At 58.8% G+C, this 15,604-nt stretch carries 13 protein-coding genes; 8 read left to right on the top strand and 5 right to left on the bottom strand.

The window, feature by feature from the left end:
- The first annotated feature begins 1 nt into the window (after window position 1).
- Genes PSH69_RS13670 through fabI form a run of 3 tightly spaced genes read left to right on the top strand, consistent with a single transcriptional unit; the run spans window position 2 to window position 3,450 of the window.
- The gene (locus PSH69_RS13670) at window positions 2–1,021 is read left to right on the top strand and encodes an ABC transporter permease (RefSeq protein ID WP_007906755.1); all 1,020 of its coding nucleotides are present in this window, start codon (window positions 2–4) and stop codon (window positions 1,019–1,021) included.
- A 1-nt stretch (window position 1,022) separates the two neighbouring features.
- A complete protein-coding gene (locus PSH69_RS13665) occupies window positions 1,023–2,633 on the top strand; it encodes an ABC transporter ATP-binding protein (RefSeq protein ID WP_018929627.1) in 1,611 nt (536 codons plus the stop codon).
- A 22-nt stretch (window positions 2,634–2,655) separates the two neighbouring features.
- The gene (fabI, locus tag PSH69_RS13660) at window positions 2,656–3,450 is read left to right on the top strand and encodes an enoyl-ACP reductase FabI (protein ID WP_007937760.1); all 795 of its coding nucleotides are present in this window, start codon (window positions 2,656–2,658) and stop codon (window positions 3,448–3,450) included.
- 69 nt (window positions 3,451–3,519) lie between these two features.
- Here fabI and PSH69_RS13655 read toward each other — a convergent pair whose 3' ends face one another.
- Window positions 3,520–4,374 carry a LysR family transcriptional regulator gene (locus PSH69_RS13655; RefSeq protein WP_018929628.1) on the bottom strand — a complete coding sequence of 285 codons (855 nt, stop codon included), beginning with the start codon at window positions 4,372–4,374 and terminating at the stop codon, window positions 3,520–3,522.
- A gap of 113 nt (window positions 4,375–4,487) precedes the next feature.
- Between PSH69_RS13655 and PSH69_RS13650 the strand changes: the two genes are divergently transcribed.
- Together PSH69_RS13650 and PSH69_RS13645 are read left to right on the top strand one after the other, a co-directional pair.
- A complete protein-coding gene (locus tag PSH69_RS13650; RefSeq protein ID WP_019579332.1) occupies window positions 4,488–4,913 on the top strand; it encodes a VOC family protein in 426 nt (141 codons plus the stop codon).
- Window positions 4,910–6,187 carry an amidase gene (locus PSH69_RS13645; RefSeq protein WP_305412502.1) on the top strand — a complete coding sequence of 426 codons (1,278 nt, stop codon included), beginning with the start codon at window positions 4,910–4,912 and terminating at the stop codon, window positions 6,185–6,187. The genes PSH69_RS13650 and PSH69_RS13645 overlap by 4 nt, the downstream gene beginning before the upstream one ends.
- Here the strand turns inward: PSH69_RS13645 and PSH69_RS13640 are convergent.
- The 4 genes from PSH69_RS13640 to PSH69_RS13625 all read right to left on the bottom strand — a co-directional run bounded on the left by PSH69_RS13640 (window position 6,178) and on the right by PSH69_RS13625 (window position 10,101).
- Entirely contained in the window at window positions 6,178–6,786 is a 609-nt protein-coding gene (locus PSH69_RS13640) for a GGDEF domain-containing protein (protein WP_305412501.1), read from the bottom strand. The genes PSH69_RS13645 and PSH69_RS13640 overlap by 10 nt on opposite strands.
- 74 nt (window positions 6,787–6,860) lie before the next feature.
- Entirely contained in the window at window positions 6,861–7,439 is a 579-nt protein-coding gene (locus PSH69_RS13635; protein WP_305412499.1) for a hypothetical protein, read from the bottom strand.
- Between the two features lies 1 nt (window position 7,440).
- Window positions 7,441–9,609, bottom strand: coding sequence for a xanthine dehydrogenase family protein molybdopterin-binding subunit (locus tag PSH69_RS13630; protein WP_305412498.1), 2,169 nt, complete (start codon window positions 9,607–9,609; stop codon window positions 7,441–7,443).
- Between the two features lie 36 nt (window positions 9,610–9,645).
- Window positions 9,646–10,101, bottom strand: coding sequence for a (2Fe-2S)-binding protein (locus tag PSH69_RS13625; RefSeq protein ID WP_305412496.1), 456 nt, complete (start codon window positions 10,099–10,101; stop codon window positions 9,646–9,648).
- A gap of 252 nt (window positions 10,102–10,353) precedes the next feature.
- Between PSH69_RS13625 and PSH69_RS13620 the strand changes: the two genes are divergently transcribed.
- The 3 genes from PSH69_RS13620 (at window position 10,354) to PSH69_RS13610 (ending at window position 15,580) form a co-directional block, all read left to right on the top strand.
- Window positions 10,354–10,857 carry a VOC family protein gene (locus PSH69_RS13620; protein ID WP_018929635.1) on the top strand — a complete coding sequence of 168 codons (504 nt, stop codon included), beginning with the start codon at window positions 10,354–10,356 and terminating at the stop codon, window positions 10,855–10,857.
- Window positions 10,858–10,891: 34 nt separating this feature from the next.
- A complete protein-coding gene (locus PSH69_RS13615; protein WP_204123770.1) occupies window positions 10,892–11,725 on the top strand; it encodes an AraC family transcriptional regulator in 834 nt (277 codons plus the stop codon).
- A gap of 171 nt (window positions 11,726–11,896) precedes the next feature.
- Window positions 11,897–15,580 carry a hypothetical protein gene (locus PSH69_RS13610; RefSeq protein ID WP_305412493.1) on the top strand — a complete coding sequence of 1,228 codons (3,684 nt, stop codon included), beginning with the start codon at window positions 11,897–11,899 and terminating at the stop codon, window positions 15,578–15,580.
- The last annotated feature ends 24 nt before the right edge of the window (window positions 15,581–15,604 follow it).

Raw genomic sequence — 15,604 nt, 5'->3', positions numbered from 1 at the left:
GATGAACCTGTCCCCTCTCAATCGCCGACGTTTCGAGCTGTTCAAGGCCAACAAGCGAGGCTGGTGGTCGTTGTGGCTGTTTCTGATTCTGTTCGGCGCAAGCCTCGGCGCCGAGCTGATCGCCAACGACAAACCGCTGGTAGTGCATTACGACAACGCCTGGTACTTCCCGGCGCTCAAGCGCTATCCGGAAACCGCGTTCGGCGGCGAATTCCCGCTGGAAGCCAACTACAAGAGCCCGTACATCCGCGAACTGCTCAAGGCCAAGGACGCCTGGGTGGTGTGGGCGCCCATTCCCTACAGCTACCAGAGCATCAACTACGACCTGAAAGTCCCGGCCCCCGCGCCGCCGTCCGCCGACAACCTGCTGGGCACCGACGATCAGGGCCGCGACGTGCTGGCCCGAGTGATTTACGGTTTCCGGATTTCGGTGCTGTTCGCTTTGACGCTGACCATTCTCAGCTCGATCATCGGCGTGATCGCCGGCGCCTTGCAGGGCTTTTATGGCGGCTGGGTCGACCTGGCCGGCCAGCGTTTCCTGGAGATCTGGTCCGGGCTGCCGGTGCTGTACCTGCTGATCATCCTCGCCAGTTTCGTGCAGCCGAACTTCTGGTGGCTGCTGGGGATCATGTTGCTGTTTTCGTGGATGAGCCTGGTGGATGTGGTACGCGCCGAGTTCCTGCGCGGGCGGAATCTGGAATACGTGCGCGCGGCCCGGGCGCTGGGCATGCAGAATGGTGCGATCATGTTCCGCCACATTTTGCCCAACGCCATGGTCTCGACCATGACCTTCATGCCGTTCATCCTGACCGGCGCCATCGGTACGCTGACCGCCCTCGACTTCCTCGGCTTCGGCCTGCCACCGGGCGCCCCGTCGCTGGGTGAGTTGGTGGCTCAGGGCAAATCCAACCTGCAAGCGCCGTGGCTCGGTATGAGTGCGTTTGCGGTGCTGGCGTTGATGTTGAGTTTGCTGGTATTCATCGGCGAGTCCGCTCGCGATGCCTTCGACCCGAGGAAGTGAAATGAATCAGGACAATCTGATCGAAGTGCGCGACCTGGCCGTCGAATTTGTCGTTGGCGAGCACGTTCAGCGGGTGGTCGAAGGCGTCAGCTTCGACATCAAGCGCGGCGAAACCCTGGCGCTGGTGGGTGAAAGCGGCTCCGGCAAGTCGGTGACCGCCCACTCGATCCTGCGGCTGCTGCCCTATCCGCTGGCCCGGCATCCGTCCGGCACCATCACCTATTCAGACCGGAACCTGTTGGAGCTGAAAGAGAAAACCATCCGCCACATCCGCGGCAACCGGATCGCGATGATCTTTCAAGAGCCGATGACCTCGCTCAATCCCCTGCATTCGATCGAGAAGCAGATCAACGAGGTATTGGGCATCCACAAGGGCCTGACCGGCAAAGTCGCGACCAGGCGCACGCTGGAGCTGCTGGAGATGGTCGGCATCCCGGAACCCGAGAAGCGTCTCAAGGCCCTGCCCCACGAATTGTCCGGTGGCCAGCGCCAACGGGTGATGATCGCCATGGCCCTGGCCAACGAGCCGGAACTGCTGATCGCCGACGAACCGACCACCGCGCTGGACGTGACTGTTCAGCTGAAAATCCTCGAATTGCTCAAGGAATTGCAGGCCCGCCTGGGCATGGCGTTGTTACTGATCAGTCACGATTTGAACCTTGTACGAAGAATTGCGCATCGCGTATGTGTCATGCAGCGCGGTTGCATCGTCGAACAGGCATCGTGCGAAGAATTGTTCCGCGCGCCGCAGCATCCGTACACCCGGGAACTGCTGGCAGCAGAGCCCAGCGGCAAGCCTGCGACCAATGTAATTGGCCCGCCATTGCTGCAGGTCGAGGACCTGAAAGTCTGGTTCCCGATCAAGAAAGGCTTTCTGAAAAAGACCGTCGACCACATCAAGGCGGTGGACGGCATCAATTTCAGCCTGCCCCAGGGACAGACCCTGGGGATTGTGGGAGAAAGCGGTTCCGGCAAGTCGACGCTCGGTTTGGCGATTTTGCGGCTGATCGGCAGCAAAGGGGCAATCCGTTTTGAAGGCAAGCAGCTAGACTGCCTGACGCAGCAACAGGTTCGGCCGCTGCGGCGGGAAATGCAGGTGGTGTTCCAGGACCCTTTCGGCAGCCTGAGCCCACGGATGTGCGTGAGCCAGATCGTCGGCGAAGGCCTGCGGATCCACAAGATGGGCACCGAGGCCGAGCAGGAACAAGCGATTATTGCGGCACTCAAGGAGGTAGGCCTGGACCCGGAAACCCGGCACCGCTACCCCCATGAATTTTCCGGTGGGCAGCGGCAGAGAATCGCCATTGCCCGGGCTTTAGTGCTAAAACCGGCGTTGATTCTGCTGGACGAGCCGACTTCGGCCCTCGACCGCACCGTGCAACGCCAAGTGGTGGAGCTGCTACGTTCACTGCAAACCAAGTACAACCTGACGTATTTGTTTATCAGCCATGACCTGGCTGTCGTCAAAGCGCTGAGCCACCAGCTGATGGTGGTCAAGCATGGCCAAGTGGTCGAACAGGGAGACGCGCAAAGTATCTTTGCCGCCCCCCAACATCCGTATACACAGCAGTTGCTGGAAGCCGCTTTTCTGGCACCAGCCACTGCGCAATAAACCTGAAAGAGAGGAGCAACACATGGGTTTTCTCGCCGGTAAGCGCGTACTGATCGTCGGTGTCGCCAGCAAGCTGTCCATCGCATCCGGCATCGCTGCCGCCATGCATCGCGAGGGCGCTGAGCTTGCCTTCACTTATCAGAACGACAAACTCAAGGGTCGTGTCGAAGAATTCGCACAAGGCTGGGGTTCGAGCCCTGAGCTGTGCTTCCCGTGCGACGTGGCCAGCGATGCCGAAATCGCCAAGGTCTTCGAAGAGTTGAGCAAGAAGTGGGACGGCCTGGACTGCATCGTGCACTCCGTCGGCTTCGCCCCGGGCGACCAACTGGACGGCGACTTCACCGAAGCCACTACCCGTGAAGGTTTCCGCATCGCTCACGACATCAGCGCCTACAGCTTCGTGGCCCTGGCCAAGGCTGGTCGCGAAATGATGAAAGGCCGCAATGGCAGCCTGCTGACCCTGTCGTACCTGGGCGCCGAGCGCACCATGCCGAACTACAACGTAATGGGCATGGCCAAGGCTTCCCTGGAAGCTGGCGTACGTTACCTGGCCGGCTCCCTGGGCCCGGACGGCACCCGCGTCAACTGCGTATCGGCTGGCCCGATCCGCACCCTCGCCGCTTCCGGCATCAAGAACTTCCGCAAAATGCTGGCCGCCAACGAAGCGCAAACCCCGCTGCGTCGTAACGTCACCATCGAAGAAGTCGGCAACGCCGGCGCTTTCCTGTGCTCGGACCTGGCGTCCGGCATCAGCGGCGAAATCATGTACGTAGACGGCGGCTTCAACACCACCGCCATGGGCAACATCGAAGAGTGATCTTCGGTTAGCCGTTAAAAAACCCGCCTCTTCAGGCGGGTTTTTTATGCCTTCAAAATCAAAAGATCTTCACAACAAACACTGGGCAAACAACTGCTGGATCGGCTGTGTACGCTGGCTATAGCGCTGCAACAGCACGATCTCCCGGTAGAACGTCAGCTCTCCCAGCGGGATGATCCGGACCTTCGCCCCATGCTCAAGCCACAGCCCCGCCTCGGGCAATAGCGAAACACCCAGCCCGCATTCCACCATCTTGACAATGGCTTCCAGCTCATCCAGCTCCAGAGCCACTTGCACATCAATTTGCTGCTCGCGCAAAAAACGCGTCACCAATCGCCCACCGAATGAATTGCGGTCGTAGCGTACGTGGGGATGGCTGGCGAGTAACTGCAGCGGGTCATCCCCCTCGAGGTCGGCCGGCACGATCAGCACAAACGGCTCCCGGCGAATGACTTGCACCGATAATTCCTTGGGTAATTCAAACGGCGGCTTGATCAGAATCGCCAGGTCCACTTCGCCAGTATCCACCTGGCTCAGCAGGTTCAGGGATACCCCCGGCACCAGTTTCGCCTCCAGCAATGGCGCCTGTTGCCGGAGTCGCAACAGCGCCCGAGGCAACAAACCGGTCTGGACGGTGGCCACCGCGCCGATCTTCAATTCGCCACGAAACTCGCTGATGTCATCACTGACGGCCATGCGACTGAAGATCTCGAGCATTTCCTGAGCCATCGGCAACGCTCGCTGCCCTGCGGCATTGAGGAGTGCCTGACGCCCGGTGCGATCGAACAGACGGATGCCCAACGCCTGCTCCAGATTGCGGATCTGCGCGCTGACCGCCGACTGAGTCAGGCCGATGTGCATGCCTGCCGCTGCGAACGTGCCATGGCGCGTCACGGCAATGAAGGTTTTCAGTTCCCGCAGCATACGCCCCCCAATTGATCGAAATAATTTGAGCTCGCTGCAAAAATTATCGTCTTTTAATCAAAAAGCACAGGACTAAACTCAGCCTCAACGCTCAACCCGTCGAGGCACATCCGATGCAACTGTCCCCTTTTCATTTGGCCATCCCGGTTTACGATCTGGACGCTACCCGGCGTTTCTATGGCGAGGTGTTCGGCCTGGAAGAAGGTCGCTCCAGCGATCACTGGGTCGATTTCAACTTTTTCGGCCATCAACTGGTGATTCATCTGGCCCCGAAAAACGCTTCTCAGGAGGCCGCCCATACCAACGCCGTGGATGGCCACGACGTACCGGTGCCGCATTTCGGTGTGGTATTGCCGATGGAAGAATGGGAGGCGCTGGCCGAACGCCTGAAAGCCCTGGGTACACACTTCGTGATCGAGCCGGGCATCCGGTTTCAGGGATTGGTGGGCGAACAAGCCACGATGTTTCTTTTCGATCCCTGCGGCAATGCTCTGGAGTTCAAGGCGTTCAAAAATATCAATCAGTTGTTCGCCAAATGAGCCGCTCGCCCCTTGACGCCACCACCCTCAGTGAAGCGGTGGTCAATGGCGAGACCACCGCTTCCATCGTCGCCGAAGCCTTTCTTCAGCGCATTCAGGCGCGGGAGCCGGATATCCAGGCTTTCGTCTCGTTCGACGCCCGGCAGGTCCGCGCCGATGCGGCGCAGCACAACGGCCGGGGTCTGCTGGCCGGCGTCCCCGTGGGTATCAAGGACATTTTCGACACTGCGACCTACCCCACGCAGTTCTATTCACCCATCTATACCGACCATCAACCCTCCCGGGACGCCCACGTCGTGACGCTGCTGCGCCAGGCCGGGGCGCTGATCATGGGCAAGACCCATACCACCGAGTTTGCGTACATGCACACCGGTCCAACCCGCAATCCCCACGACCTTACGCGAACGCCGGGCAGCTCCAGCGCGGGCTCGGCGGCCGGGATGGCAGCAGGGTTCTTTGCCTTGGCGCTGGGCACCCAGACAGCTGGCTCGTTGCTCAAGCCGGCATCCTACTGCGGCCTCTTCGCCTTCAAACCGTCGCTGGGTCTGGTGTCGCTGGAAGGGGTAAAACCGTTGGCGCCGAGCTTCGACACCGTGGGTTGGTATGGCCAGTCAGTGCGCGACCTGCACCTGGTAGCGCGCGTGTTGATTCCCGGGTTCGTGGTGCCGGACATCGAGCGGCGTCCACTGCAATTGGGGTTCTGCCGCACGTCGCGCTGGGATCAAGTGGACCCCGACGTGGCCCTTGCCCTGGAACAGGCGGTGGATCAGTTGCGCAGCGCCGGCCATCACGTGAGCGATGTACGGCTGCCGGATGAGTTTGCCGGTGTGTTCGACGATCATCAGTTGATTAACGATTGCGAAGGTGCCCGCTCGCTGGCGAAGGAGTTTCAACAACACCGAACACAATTGAGCCCTTCGACCCTGGCCATGTTCGAGCGAGCGGCGACCACAACCTGGCAACAGGAATCCGCTGCCAAGGCGCGCCTGGCTGATCTTGCTCCACGCTTGAGCGAGCTTTGCCGCCCCTTCGACGGCATGCTCGGCGCCTCTTGCGGGATGGTCGCACCGGTCGGCCTGGAAAGCACCGGACCGTCGGATTTCATCAAGTTCTGGGGGGCGTTTGGCTGGCCGCAACTGAACATCCCGCTGAGGCCCGGTCAAGCCATGTTGCCTGTCGGGCTCCAGATGATCGGAAGGTTCAGAGAGGATGGTCGGCTGTTGCGAACGGCCGAGCACGTTGCCGCGGTTTTACAAGGCACCGATCAAGAATGACGAGCATCGAACTGTCGGGCGCGCAACGCCTTATCGACCAGAGCCAGCAGGTCTTGCGCCGTTTGGGTTAGCTGGGCATCAAATTCGATCTGCCCGACACTGAAGCGAATGTCATAGCCACGATGCACCGTGGCATTACGCTCATCGAGTATTTCTTCGAGGCGCGCCCTGATCGCGGCAATCTCCACCGTATTGGCGCCGGTCAACAAGGCAGCAAACTCATCGCTGCCCAGCCGACCGATCACATCGCTTTCACGAAAAGCGATGCGCAGCACGTCGGCAAAGGTTTTCAGGGCGTTGTCGCCCTCGGCACGCCCATACAACCGGTTGATGCGCTTGAAGTCGTCAAGGTCGAAAAACAACAGGGTCGCAGGTTGGCCCAACTGTCGACAGGCCTCCAGCGCCAATTGGGCCAGAGCCTCGAAGCCATGACGATTGGACAGCAGCGTCAACTCATCCATGCTCGCCATCTGCACGCCCATCAGTTCTTGCTCGGCCTTGCGCGCCAGGTCGCGCAGTACATCGCGACCCTGCACGGCGCCGTCGAGGACGTTCGGCGTGACTGCACCGGGTTTGAGCGGTTTGTCTGGGGTTAGCATTACTCACTCCCTTGATGGATATAAACGTTAGAGTCGTTCACACCCGGTTTGACTCCCTATAAACGCGCCGCTGGTCAGCTACCCGCCACCGGACACGGCCCTCCAGCGTCCGCCCAGAGTTTGAACTGGGTGACGAAGATGTCGTGGGGCACCGGCACCGGCGTCCGTCCCTCACCTGGATGCCAGCCCCAGAGCACCAGTTTGTCCTCGCTGACATGTTTGATCAGTGCCGCAAAATCACGATCGCCATTACTGGAACGGTCCTTGATCATTGCGCACAACCTGTCGGGCGGCAGGCCGATCCAGGCCATTTTGTGCGCGGCCGGCGGCAGGCTCCAATGCGGCGCTCCAGGCGGTGTGTGAGGCCCATAACTGGCGGGCGGATTGCTTTCGGCATGGCAACTGGCACACGGCAGACCGGCCGCCCCTTTGCCATCCATCCCGCGAACCACCCTCATCGCGTGAGGATTGCCGGCATCGAACTGTAAAGGCGAATCGCCGGGGATATGACAGTTCTGACAGCGCGGGCTCTGGAACACCTTCTGCACTGTGTCGAACGCCTTCAGCGCCTCTTTTTCATCAGCGAACAGGTCCGAGGCATAGCCAGTCAGCCCGATCAGCACCATTGCGCCCAGCAACATATGTCGTTTCATGTCACACCCCCGACAATTGCAGCGGCAGTTCCCGCAGACGCTGTCCGGTCAAGGCAAACACCGCGTTCGCCACGGCCGGTGCCACGGGCGGTACACCAACCTCGCCGATACCGCCGGGTTTGTCGGTGCTGGGGACGATATGCACTTCGACCACGGGCATTTCGTTCAGGCGCAGCACCTGATAGTCGTGAAAATTGGATTGCTGCACCTGGCCGTTCTTGAACGTCAGTTTGCTGTGCAAGGTAAATCCGAGGCCGAAGGTGATGCCTGACTCCATCTGCGCGGCGATGCTCTGCGGGTTGACCGCAATACCGCAATCCACCGCACACACCACCCGGTGTACGCGAATCGCCAGGTTGTCCTGCGACACCTCCGCCACATGGGCGACGTAGCTGCCGAAAGATTCATGCACCGCCACGCCCAATGCGTGGCCGTCCGGCAATGGGGCTTTCCAGTCGGCTTTCTCCACCGCCAGATTCAGCACCCCCAGATGCCGTGGATGCGCCTTGAGCAAGGTTCGTCGGTATTCCACCGGATCCTTGCCGGCCGCCTCTGCCAGCTCATCGATCAACGACTCCATGACGAATGCCGTATGGGTATGCCCCACCGACCGCAACCACAGCACGCTGATGCCGGTTTGCGGGGAATGCAGGTCGATCAGGTGATTGGCCAGCCCCTCTAAATAAGGACTGTCGGCCACACCTTCGACGGAGGTTTTGTCGACACCGTCCTTGACCATGGTCGCCTCGAACGACGTGCCGGCCATGATCGACTGCCCGACCAGCACATGCTTCCAGGCGGTCGGCATACCGTCGGCGTCCAGCCCGATGCGTGCCTGATGCAGGAATGCCGAGCGATAGTAACCGCCGCGAATGTCATCCTCTCGGGACCAGACGGTTTTCACCGGTTCGCCTGCCGCTTTGGCGACGTACACCGCCTCGCTGACAAAATCCGAGGTCGGGTTGGCCCGACGCCCGAAGCCGCCACCGAGGAATTGGGTGTGGATCTCGACCTGTTCGGGTTTGAGCCCGGTGATCTTCCCCGCAATCATCTGATCCAGGGTCTGGAACTGCGTGCCGGTCCAGATTTCGCATTTGTCCTTGGTGATTTTCACCGTGCAATTGAGCGGTTCCATCGGCGCGTGGGCCAGGTACGGCACGCTGTATTCGGCCTCGATAGTCTTCGCCGCTCTGCCCAACATCACCGTCGCGTCCCCGGCCTGGCTTACCGAGGTGCCGGGGGTGGCCGCGAGTTTACGGAAGCTTTCCAACAGTTGCTGGCTGTCGAGCCCGGCGTTCGGCCCCGGTTCCCATACGACCTTCAACGCATCGCGCCCCAGCTTCGCCGCCCAATAATGATCGGCAATCACCGCGACCCCCGTGGGCACCTGCACCACTTTGTGCACGCCAGGCACCGCCAGCGCCTCGGCGCCTTCGAAGGATTTGACGCTGCCACCGAACACTGGCGGCCGAGCGACCACCGCAGTCATGAGCCCGTCGAATTGCACGTCCATGCCGAACTTGGCCTGCCCGGTGATTTTCTCCGGGGTATCGAGGCGCTTGGTGGGTTTGCCGATGACCTTCCAGTCCTTGGCTTCCTTGAACTTGATCGAGGCTGGATCCGGTACCGGCAACTTGCCGGCGTCATCCGCCAGTTCTCCGTAAGTGGCGCGTTTGTCGCCGGCAATGAGCACGCCCGATTCGGTGCGGATCTGCGAAGGCGCGACATCGAAGCGCTTGGCTGCCGCCTCGATCAGCATCAAGCGCGCCGCTGCGCCGGCCTGACGATAGCGATCGAACTCCATCCAGGTCGAGGTCGAACCGCCGGTGATTTGCATCCCGCCAAACGCCGGCAGGCCATACTCGGCGGCCGAGGCTGGCGCGTGTTCGACGCGTATTTTCGACCAGTCGGCGTCCAGTTCTTCGGCGATCAACATGGTCAGGCCGGTCCAGATGCCCTGGCCCATTTCCGAATGGCCGAGCAGCACAGTGACGCTGTTGTCGTTGCCGATGCGTAAAAAGGCATTGGGCGCGAAGACCTCTCCTTGATTCTCGGCACCGAAGGCGAAGCGGTGGCCGCCAGGAATGACAAACGCCACCACCAGACCGCCACCCAACACGGCACTGCCCTTGAGAAAACCGCGACGCGAGACAGGGTTGATGCTGTTCATTGCTCAGACTCCCTTCAACGTGGCTTCAACGTCGCCTCACCCGATCTCGGCGGCGCGTTTGACCGCAGCACGGATTCTTGGATAGGTGCCGCAGCGGCAAATGTTGCCGGACAACGCCTGGTCGATGTCGCTGTCGGTAGGCTTGGGGATCTTCGCCAGCAACGCGGCCGCCGACATGATCTGCCCGGACTGGCAATAACCGCACTGAACCACATCGAGTTCGGCCCAGGCCTGTTGCACCGGGTGCGAGCCGTCGCTGGACAGGCCTTCGATAGTGAGAATTTTCTGCCCGTGGGCCACCACCGTGGCGGGCGTGATGCAAGAGCGCAGTGGCGCGCCGTCGACGTGGACGGTGCAGGCGCCACACTGGGCCATGCCGCAACCGAATTTGGTGCCCGTCAGGTGCGCGACATCGCGCAGAACCCAGAGCAACGGCATGTCCGCGGGGACATCCAGTTCCTGGTCCTTGCCATTGATATTCAGGGTCAGCATGGCTGATTTCCTCAGACTCACGGTGTTCTGAAGGGGCGCCGCTGTGGCAACGAAATACCTACGCGGCGCCTTGGGTTATCCCTACAGCTAAGCGCAATTTGACCCACAAGCCATGTTCATCGACCACCGGTCGCTCCCGTCCCGTAGCAGCGCGGCAGCTGCTACGGACTTGTCGATCTACGGTCCGTCCAATCGTCTAGACGCTGGCTAATCTGATAATCCAGTGTGTTCAACCTGCCGAGGACAACCGCCATGCAACGCTTTCCAAAAATCACGCCCTGCCTGTGGTTTGACGATCAGGCCGAAACGGCGGCGAAATTCTATTGCTCGATCTTCGATCACTCGAAAATCACCGCCATCACCCATTACGGCAAGGCCGGTCAGGAAATCCACGGCCGCCCGGAAGGCTCGGTGATGACGGTCAGTTTCGAGCTCGATGGCCAGACCTTCACCGGTCTCAATGGTGGGCCAGTGTTCACCTTCAACGAAGCGGTGTCGTTCCAGGTCAATTGTCAGAATCAGGAGGAAGTCGACCACTTCTGGGGCAACCTGTCCGCCGGCGGGCCTGTGCAGGCGCAACAATGTGGCTGGCTCAAGGATAAATTCGGCGTGTCATGGCAGATCGTGCCGATCGCGCTGATGCACATGATGCAAGACCCCGATACGCACAAGTCCCAGCGCGCGATGCAAGCGATGCTGCAAATGAAAAAGCTCGACATCGCTGAACTGGAACGAGCCTTTGCCGGCCAGAGCTAATACACTCAGGCACTGGCCCGCCGAGGACATCGAGATGAAGCACACCGTCGCCAAAGATGCAGACAAAGCCCCGCGTTTCTGGCGCGACGACGCCCTGCCCTTCATCGAAGCCCGCTCCATCGCCGACGGCCGCGAGGTCTGCTACGCCCGGCATTCCCACGAACACTTTTCCATCGGTGCAATCACCGCCGGGCGCAGCACCTACATCCATGAGCAATCGGAGTTTCAGGTCAGCGCCGGCACCGTGGTGTTGATGAACCCCGGCGATGTGCATGCCTGCAATCCGATCGATGACCAGCCCTGGTCGTACCTGATGCTGTACGTCGAGACGCCTTGGCTGACTGACTTGCAGCATCAGCTCGGCTTCAGCCAGGATTCGGCGTTTCGCCGGTTTTCCATCACCCACAATCGCGATGTCGAGCTGTTTGCCGGCCTGAAGAACGTATACGAGGTGTTGATCGATCAGCAGCAAGACGTGCTGCGCAAACACAGCGCGGCGGTGGAGTTTTTCACCGAGGTGCAACAGCGGCTCAACCCTGTAGATCAACCGTTGCGCGAGCCTAACTTCAAGCTGGAACGGGCCGCCGACTACATCCGCGATAACTGCACGCATCAGCTCAAGCTCGAAGACATTTGCGAAGCGGCGCAACTGTCGCCGTCCTACCTTATCCGCGCCTTCAAACAGCATTACGGCATGACGCCCCATGCATTTCTGGTCAACCGGCGCATCCAGTTCGCCCGGGATCGACTGCGTAGCGGCAGGCTGATCGCCGATGTAGCACTGGAAGCCGGGTTTGCCGATCAGGCGCATTTTCAGCGGGCGTTCAAGCAACATCTGGCGGCGACACCAGGGCAATATCGCGGGTAAGTTAATATGTCGACATGCGCCCCTGTCAAAAACAGGTTAGTTAATATAAACCCACGAGCCATGCCGGTAAAATTCATACAAAGTCATATAACCAATATGACAACACTCCAAACTCTTATTTAAGCTCCCTTCCCACGCTACAACCCAATATCAGAAGATGGAGCTTCTTACTTGAACACGCCGAATAACCACGTATTTCATTCCAGCAACCAACGCGAAAAACAATTAGTCATTGAAGCCATCGCCAACTTCCTCAGCGATGAAGACGTCATGGCAACCGTTGGATGGTCGTGGGATCGTGTATCAGTTACCTGTGACCCGAATTCCGACTTCTCCCAACTACATCGCCCAGCTACTACCTGCCTGGCGAGGCTCAGCCGGCAACCCGACTTTAAAAAGATCGCGGCCGAACAAGGCATCTCCCGAACAAACATCTTTCATGTCAATGAACACGGCCAACTCTTTTATTCCTATGACAACATCAGTACCCGTGAAGCCAACAGTGAGCTGATCACTGTCAGTTTCTTCTCCGAGCGTAACGATATCGCCCATCACTTCACTGGCGTTGCCGATATCGATGAACAACTACGCCTCCTTTCAGGCAGTGCCAAGCTGACTGGCGGATGGGTGACGTCCACCGAAAAAATCACAATAAGCCAGTGGTTGCGTTTTCACGGTTTGCCACTGCCGGCCAGCGTGGAAAGTGCAAAAGAGTTAATTGATTTACTGAATGTCACCACACTTCCAGCACCGTCGCCCTATGGGAACTACTGGGCGTTGCTGAGCCCTCCTAAAGACTCACCGTTCGAACTCACGGAGCAGAATCGCGCCCTCATTCGCGATGTGATCGAGGAAGAAACCGGAGGCGAACTTCCTTTGGTTTTGCTTTATGGCCATGCGCTGAAACTTGAAAGTTTTTCCGCCGACAAACTGCCCACCAGCCAAGGTTACCGTCTGACACGGCTGATCGATATTGCAGTGTCGAGCGCGAATAATGGGCATGCGTTCATGACGGCATTAGGCTGGTTCGCTGAAGAAAACGGCCCCAAGCCCACCGAGCAGTTCATCGAACAACTGATGATTGCGGTGATGCTGCTTGACCTTGATCCGGAACTGGACAGCGCCAATACCTCGTTTGCAGGTTTTGACCTCTACTCGAAACGTTATTTGCTGCTTTCCCCCTCAGCGGTCCGCACGCAACTTGAACAGCATCTGGTCAGCCAACTCAAGCTCGACGCCATGATTGCCCCGCTCGTCGCGGAACTGGTCCTGGGTGGCATGGCGCCGGAATATCTTGCCGATGAACTGCCGTCCAATCTGCGTATCGGCACACCGGCGTGGGTCGTCTTCACCCAGGCCGTGCACTTTGCCGAAGCGATCACCCCCGGTGTTTCCCGAAGCATGGCCTACCAACACCTGCTGGGGTTCGCCCGCGCATCGCAATTGACACCCGAGCTCAAAGCAGTGTTTGCCGCACACTCGGCTGACCCGGTGATCACCTGGGCGCTGATGAACGACCTGATCTCCCGGGATTCAGAGGGCAACCTCAATCAGCAAGCCGTTACGGTGGCGATGGATGAGTACAAGCAACATGCGGACATGATGACGAGCGCCTTGATTGATCTGGGCAAACCACTGCCCCATCGCAAGGCGCTCGCACTTAAAGAACTGAAATCCCAAGTGCCGGATTGTGACCCCGAGGAACTGTTGGTCAAACATCGCGGAATGGGCGGCGGTGCAGGAAGGCGGGTATCGGTTGTCGATCTTTACCTGGGCGATGAGCTTCACACCCAGGATTGGGATCGAGCCAAAGGGACCAGCATTTACCAGTCCTTCCCTGATCTGGCTGACATGTACCCCGTTGCGGATTTATCTCAGCAAGCGATCCACAATCATCACAACTCAATGACCGAAGCATTGTCGGCCATTATCAACGTCACCTTTTCGCAACTAAGCCCGACGGACAGGTTGTTCATTGAGGACGGCCACCTGGGTATCTATTGTGTTCAGGAGTACACCACCACCCGATTTACCAATATTCCCAACCCGACGGGCGTAGTAAGACCAGCGACGCCCATCCCTGGGAAGACGGGTCGTTATGGTGTTCTCATTTGTGCGGTACTCGATTCAGCGCTTCGTTGTTATCAACTGTTTCCGATGAGGACGGAATGCGTATACAGCGAGGAACTTAGCGAAGTGTTTCGCCCTCTCTTCATGCCCAGTGGGTCCGCTGCCGCGACATTTGTGAACCACAAACAACATTTGGAAGGCCGTCTGGATATACAGGCTTATCGAGCGAATACGGCTCCCCGCAGTTATTCAAAATCCGCCTTTTTCATCCGCAAGACCGGTGAATTCAACCCATCGTCGGCCAGTGCAGCCCCCCCCTCGCCGAACCGCTACTTTCGTTCCACGCGAAAAGAAGCAATCAGCGACCTTATTGCAAAAGAGAACCCCTATTTCACTGTAGATGAACTGATGCAACTGGGCCTCGATCAGACCAAACGTGAAAAAGCGATTGAAAAGACCGATGCCATCTTCACATTCATTCTGAACCTGATCATTCCGTTCAAGGAATGCGTCGAGGAGCTTTCCTCGGGGGTTGCTGCCCGACAAAACCGCGCTATTCACGGCTGTGTCATGGACGCGGCGGCCCTCGCTGTTTCCGTTGCCGTCGTCGGTATTAAAGTTGCCGCTATCAGCGCCAAGGCCACGACCCTGGTCTCCAAACTCCTTTCCACGTCCAAAGTTGTTGGCAGTACTGTCATCAGCCTTTTCAACCCCATTGACGGAGTGCCTCAACTGCTCAAGGGTGGCGGAAAACTATTGGCCCGGGGCGTGAAAAAACTAGGTGCTCATGCGCTCTCCACCCCGTATCTGGCTCGGCGGCAGTTGCGCTATCTGACGGGCGCGAACAGCTATGATCTGCTCCGGGCCATCAACCATACCGGCGCAGGCCCCCGGATTCGAATGTCGCTGGACACGGTTGCCCATGGTCGAGCGCTGTTCAAGGACGACAGCATTCAAACCGTTGAACAGATTGTGACCCGCCTGGGCAACAAGAACAGTCGACTGCCAGATGGCGCTCTGCCGTCCGAACTGGAGCATCTGTTCAACAATGCGCTTGTTGAATCGGCGCTCGGACTCAAGCAAGCGCAAGATCTGCAGGGATTGATCGGTCGAACGCCTGTTGAAGATCTTTTCAAGGCAGTCCTGGAAAAAGCTCAATACAGCTACACCAGCGCCCGCTCCGCATCCGGTGCTCAAGGTTACGCCGATACACTGGCAACCTTTGCCCAGGTCGAAGCGAAAAACGTCACCTACATGAAGAATTACCAACAAGCCGTATTACAGCAAGACCTGGGCAAGACACCGTTTAATCAGGTCATGCCAGAATCAGCCTTCAATCCAATGGGCTTTACCGATAACTCGCAAAGGGCCGGCGCCTGGATCGTCAATGGTTCTGCCTCCCCTGGCAACGACCTCGACAGCATCGTTGCGGTACTGCGCGAGTACGCCGGCAATCAAAAAACACTGACTGATCCGACCGTGATCAAACAGCTGCATGCCCGTATCGCGCCAGCCACCTCGGACGTCGTGCGCGTGGGCGTCAATGACAAGAAATACGCTAGCAACATCAGTGGATTCGCCGCGATGGAACAACATCTGAAAACACTGAATTCCAGTCATAAGCATTTCGACAAACAGTTGCTGGCGACCGTCGTAGGTTTCCACGGTCTAGGCGACGGTAATGGCCGTACGGGTCGTGCCCTGTATGCCATCAGCCAGCTTCGAAACAACCGGTTCACACCGCTGACAAAACAAGAGTTCAGTTTGCTGCACGGACTCGATTAAGGTGAATGCCTGAGGGGGTGTTGC

Source organism: Pseudomonas sp. FP1740 (genome assembly GCF_030687165.1).
Taxonomy (GTDB): Bacteria; Pseudomonadota; Gammaproteobacteria; order Pseudomonadales; family Pseudomonadaceae; genus Aquipseudomonas.
The sequence above is the reverse complement of the archived record's forward strand: the minus strand, read 5'-3'. Positions and strand labels throughout refer to the sequence as shown.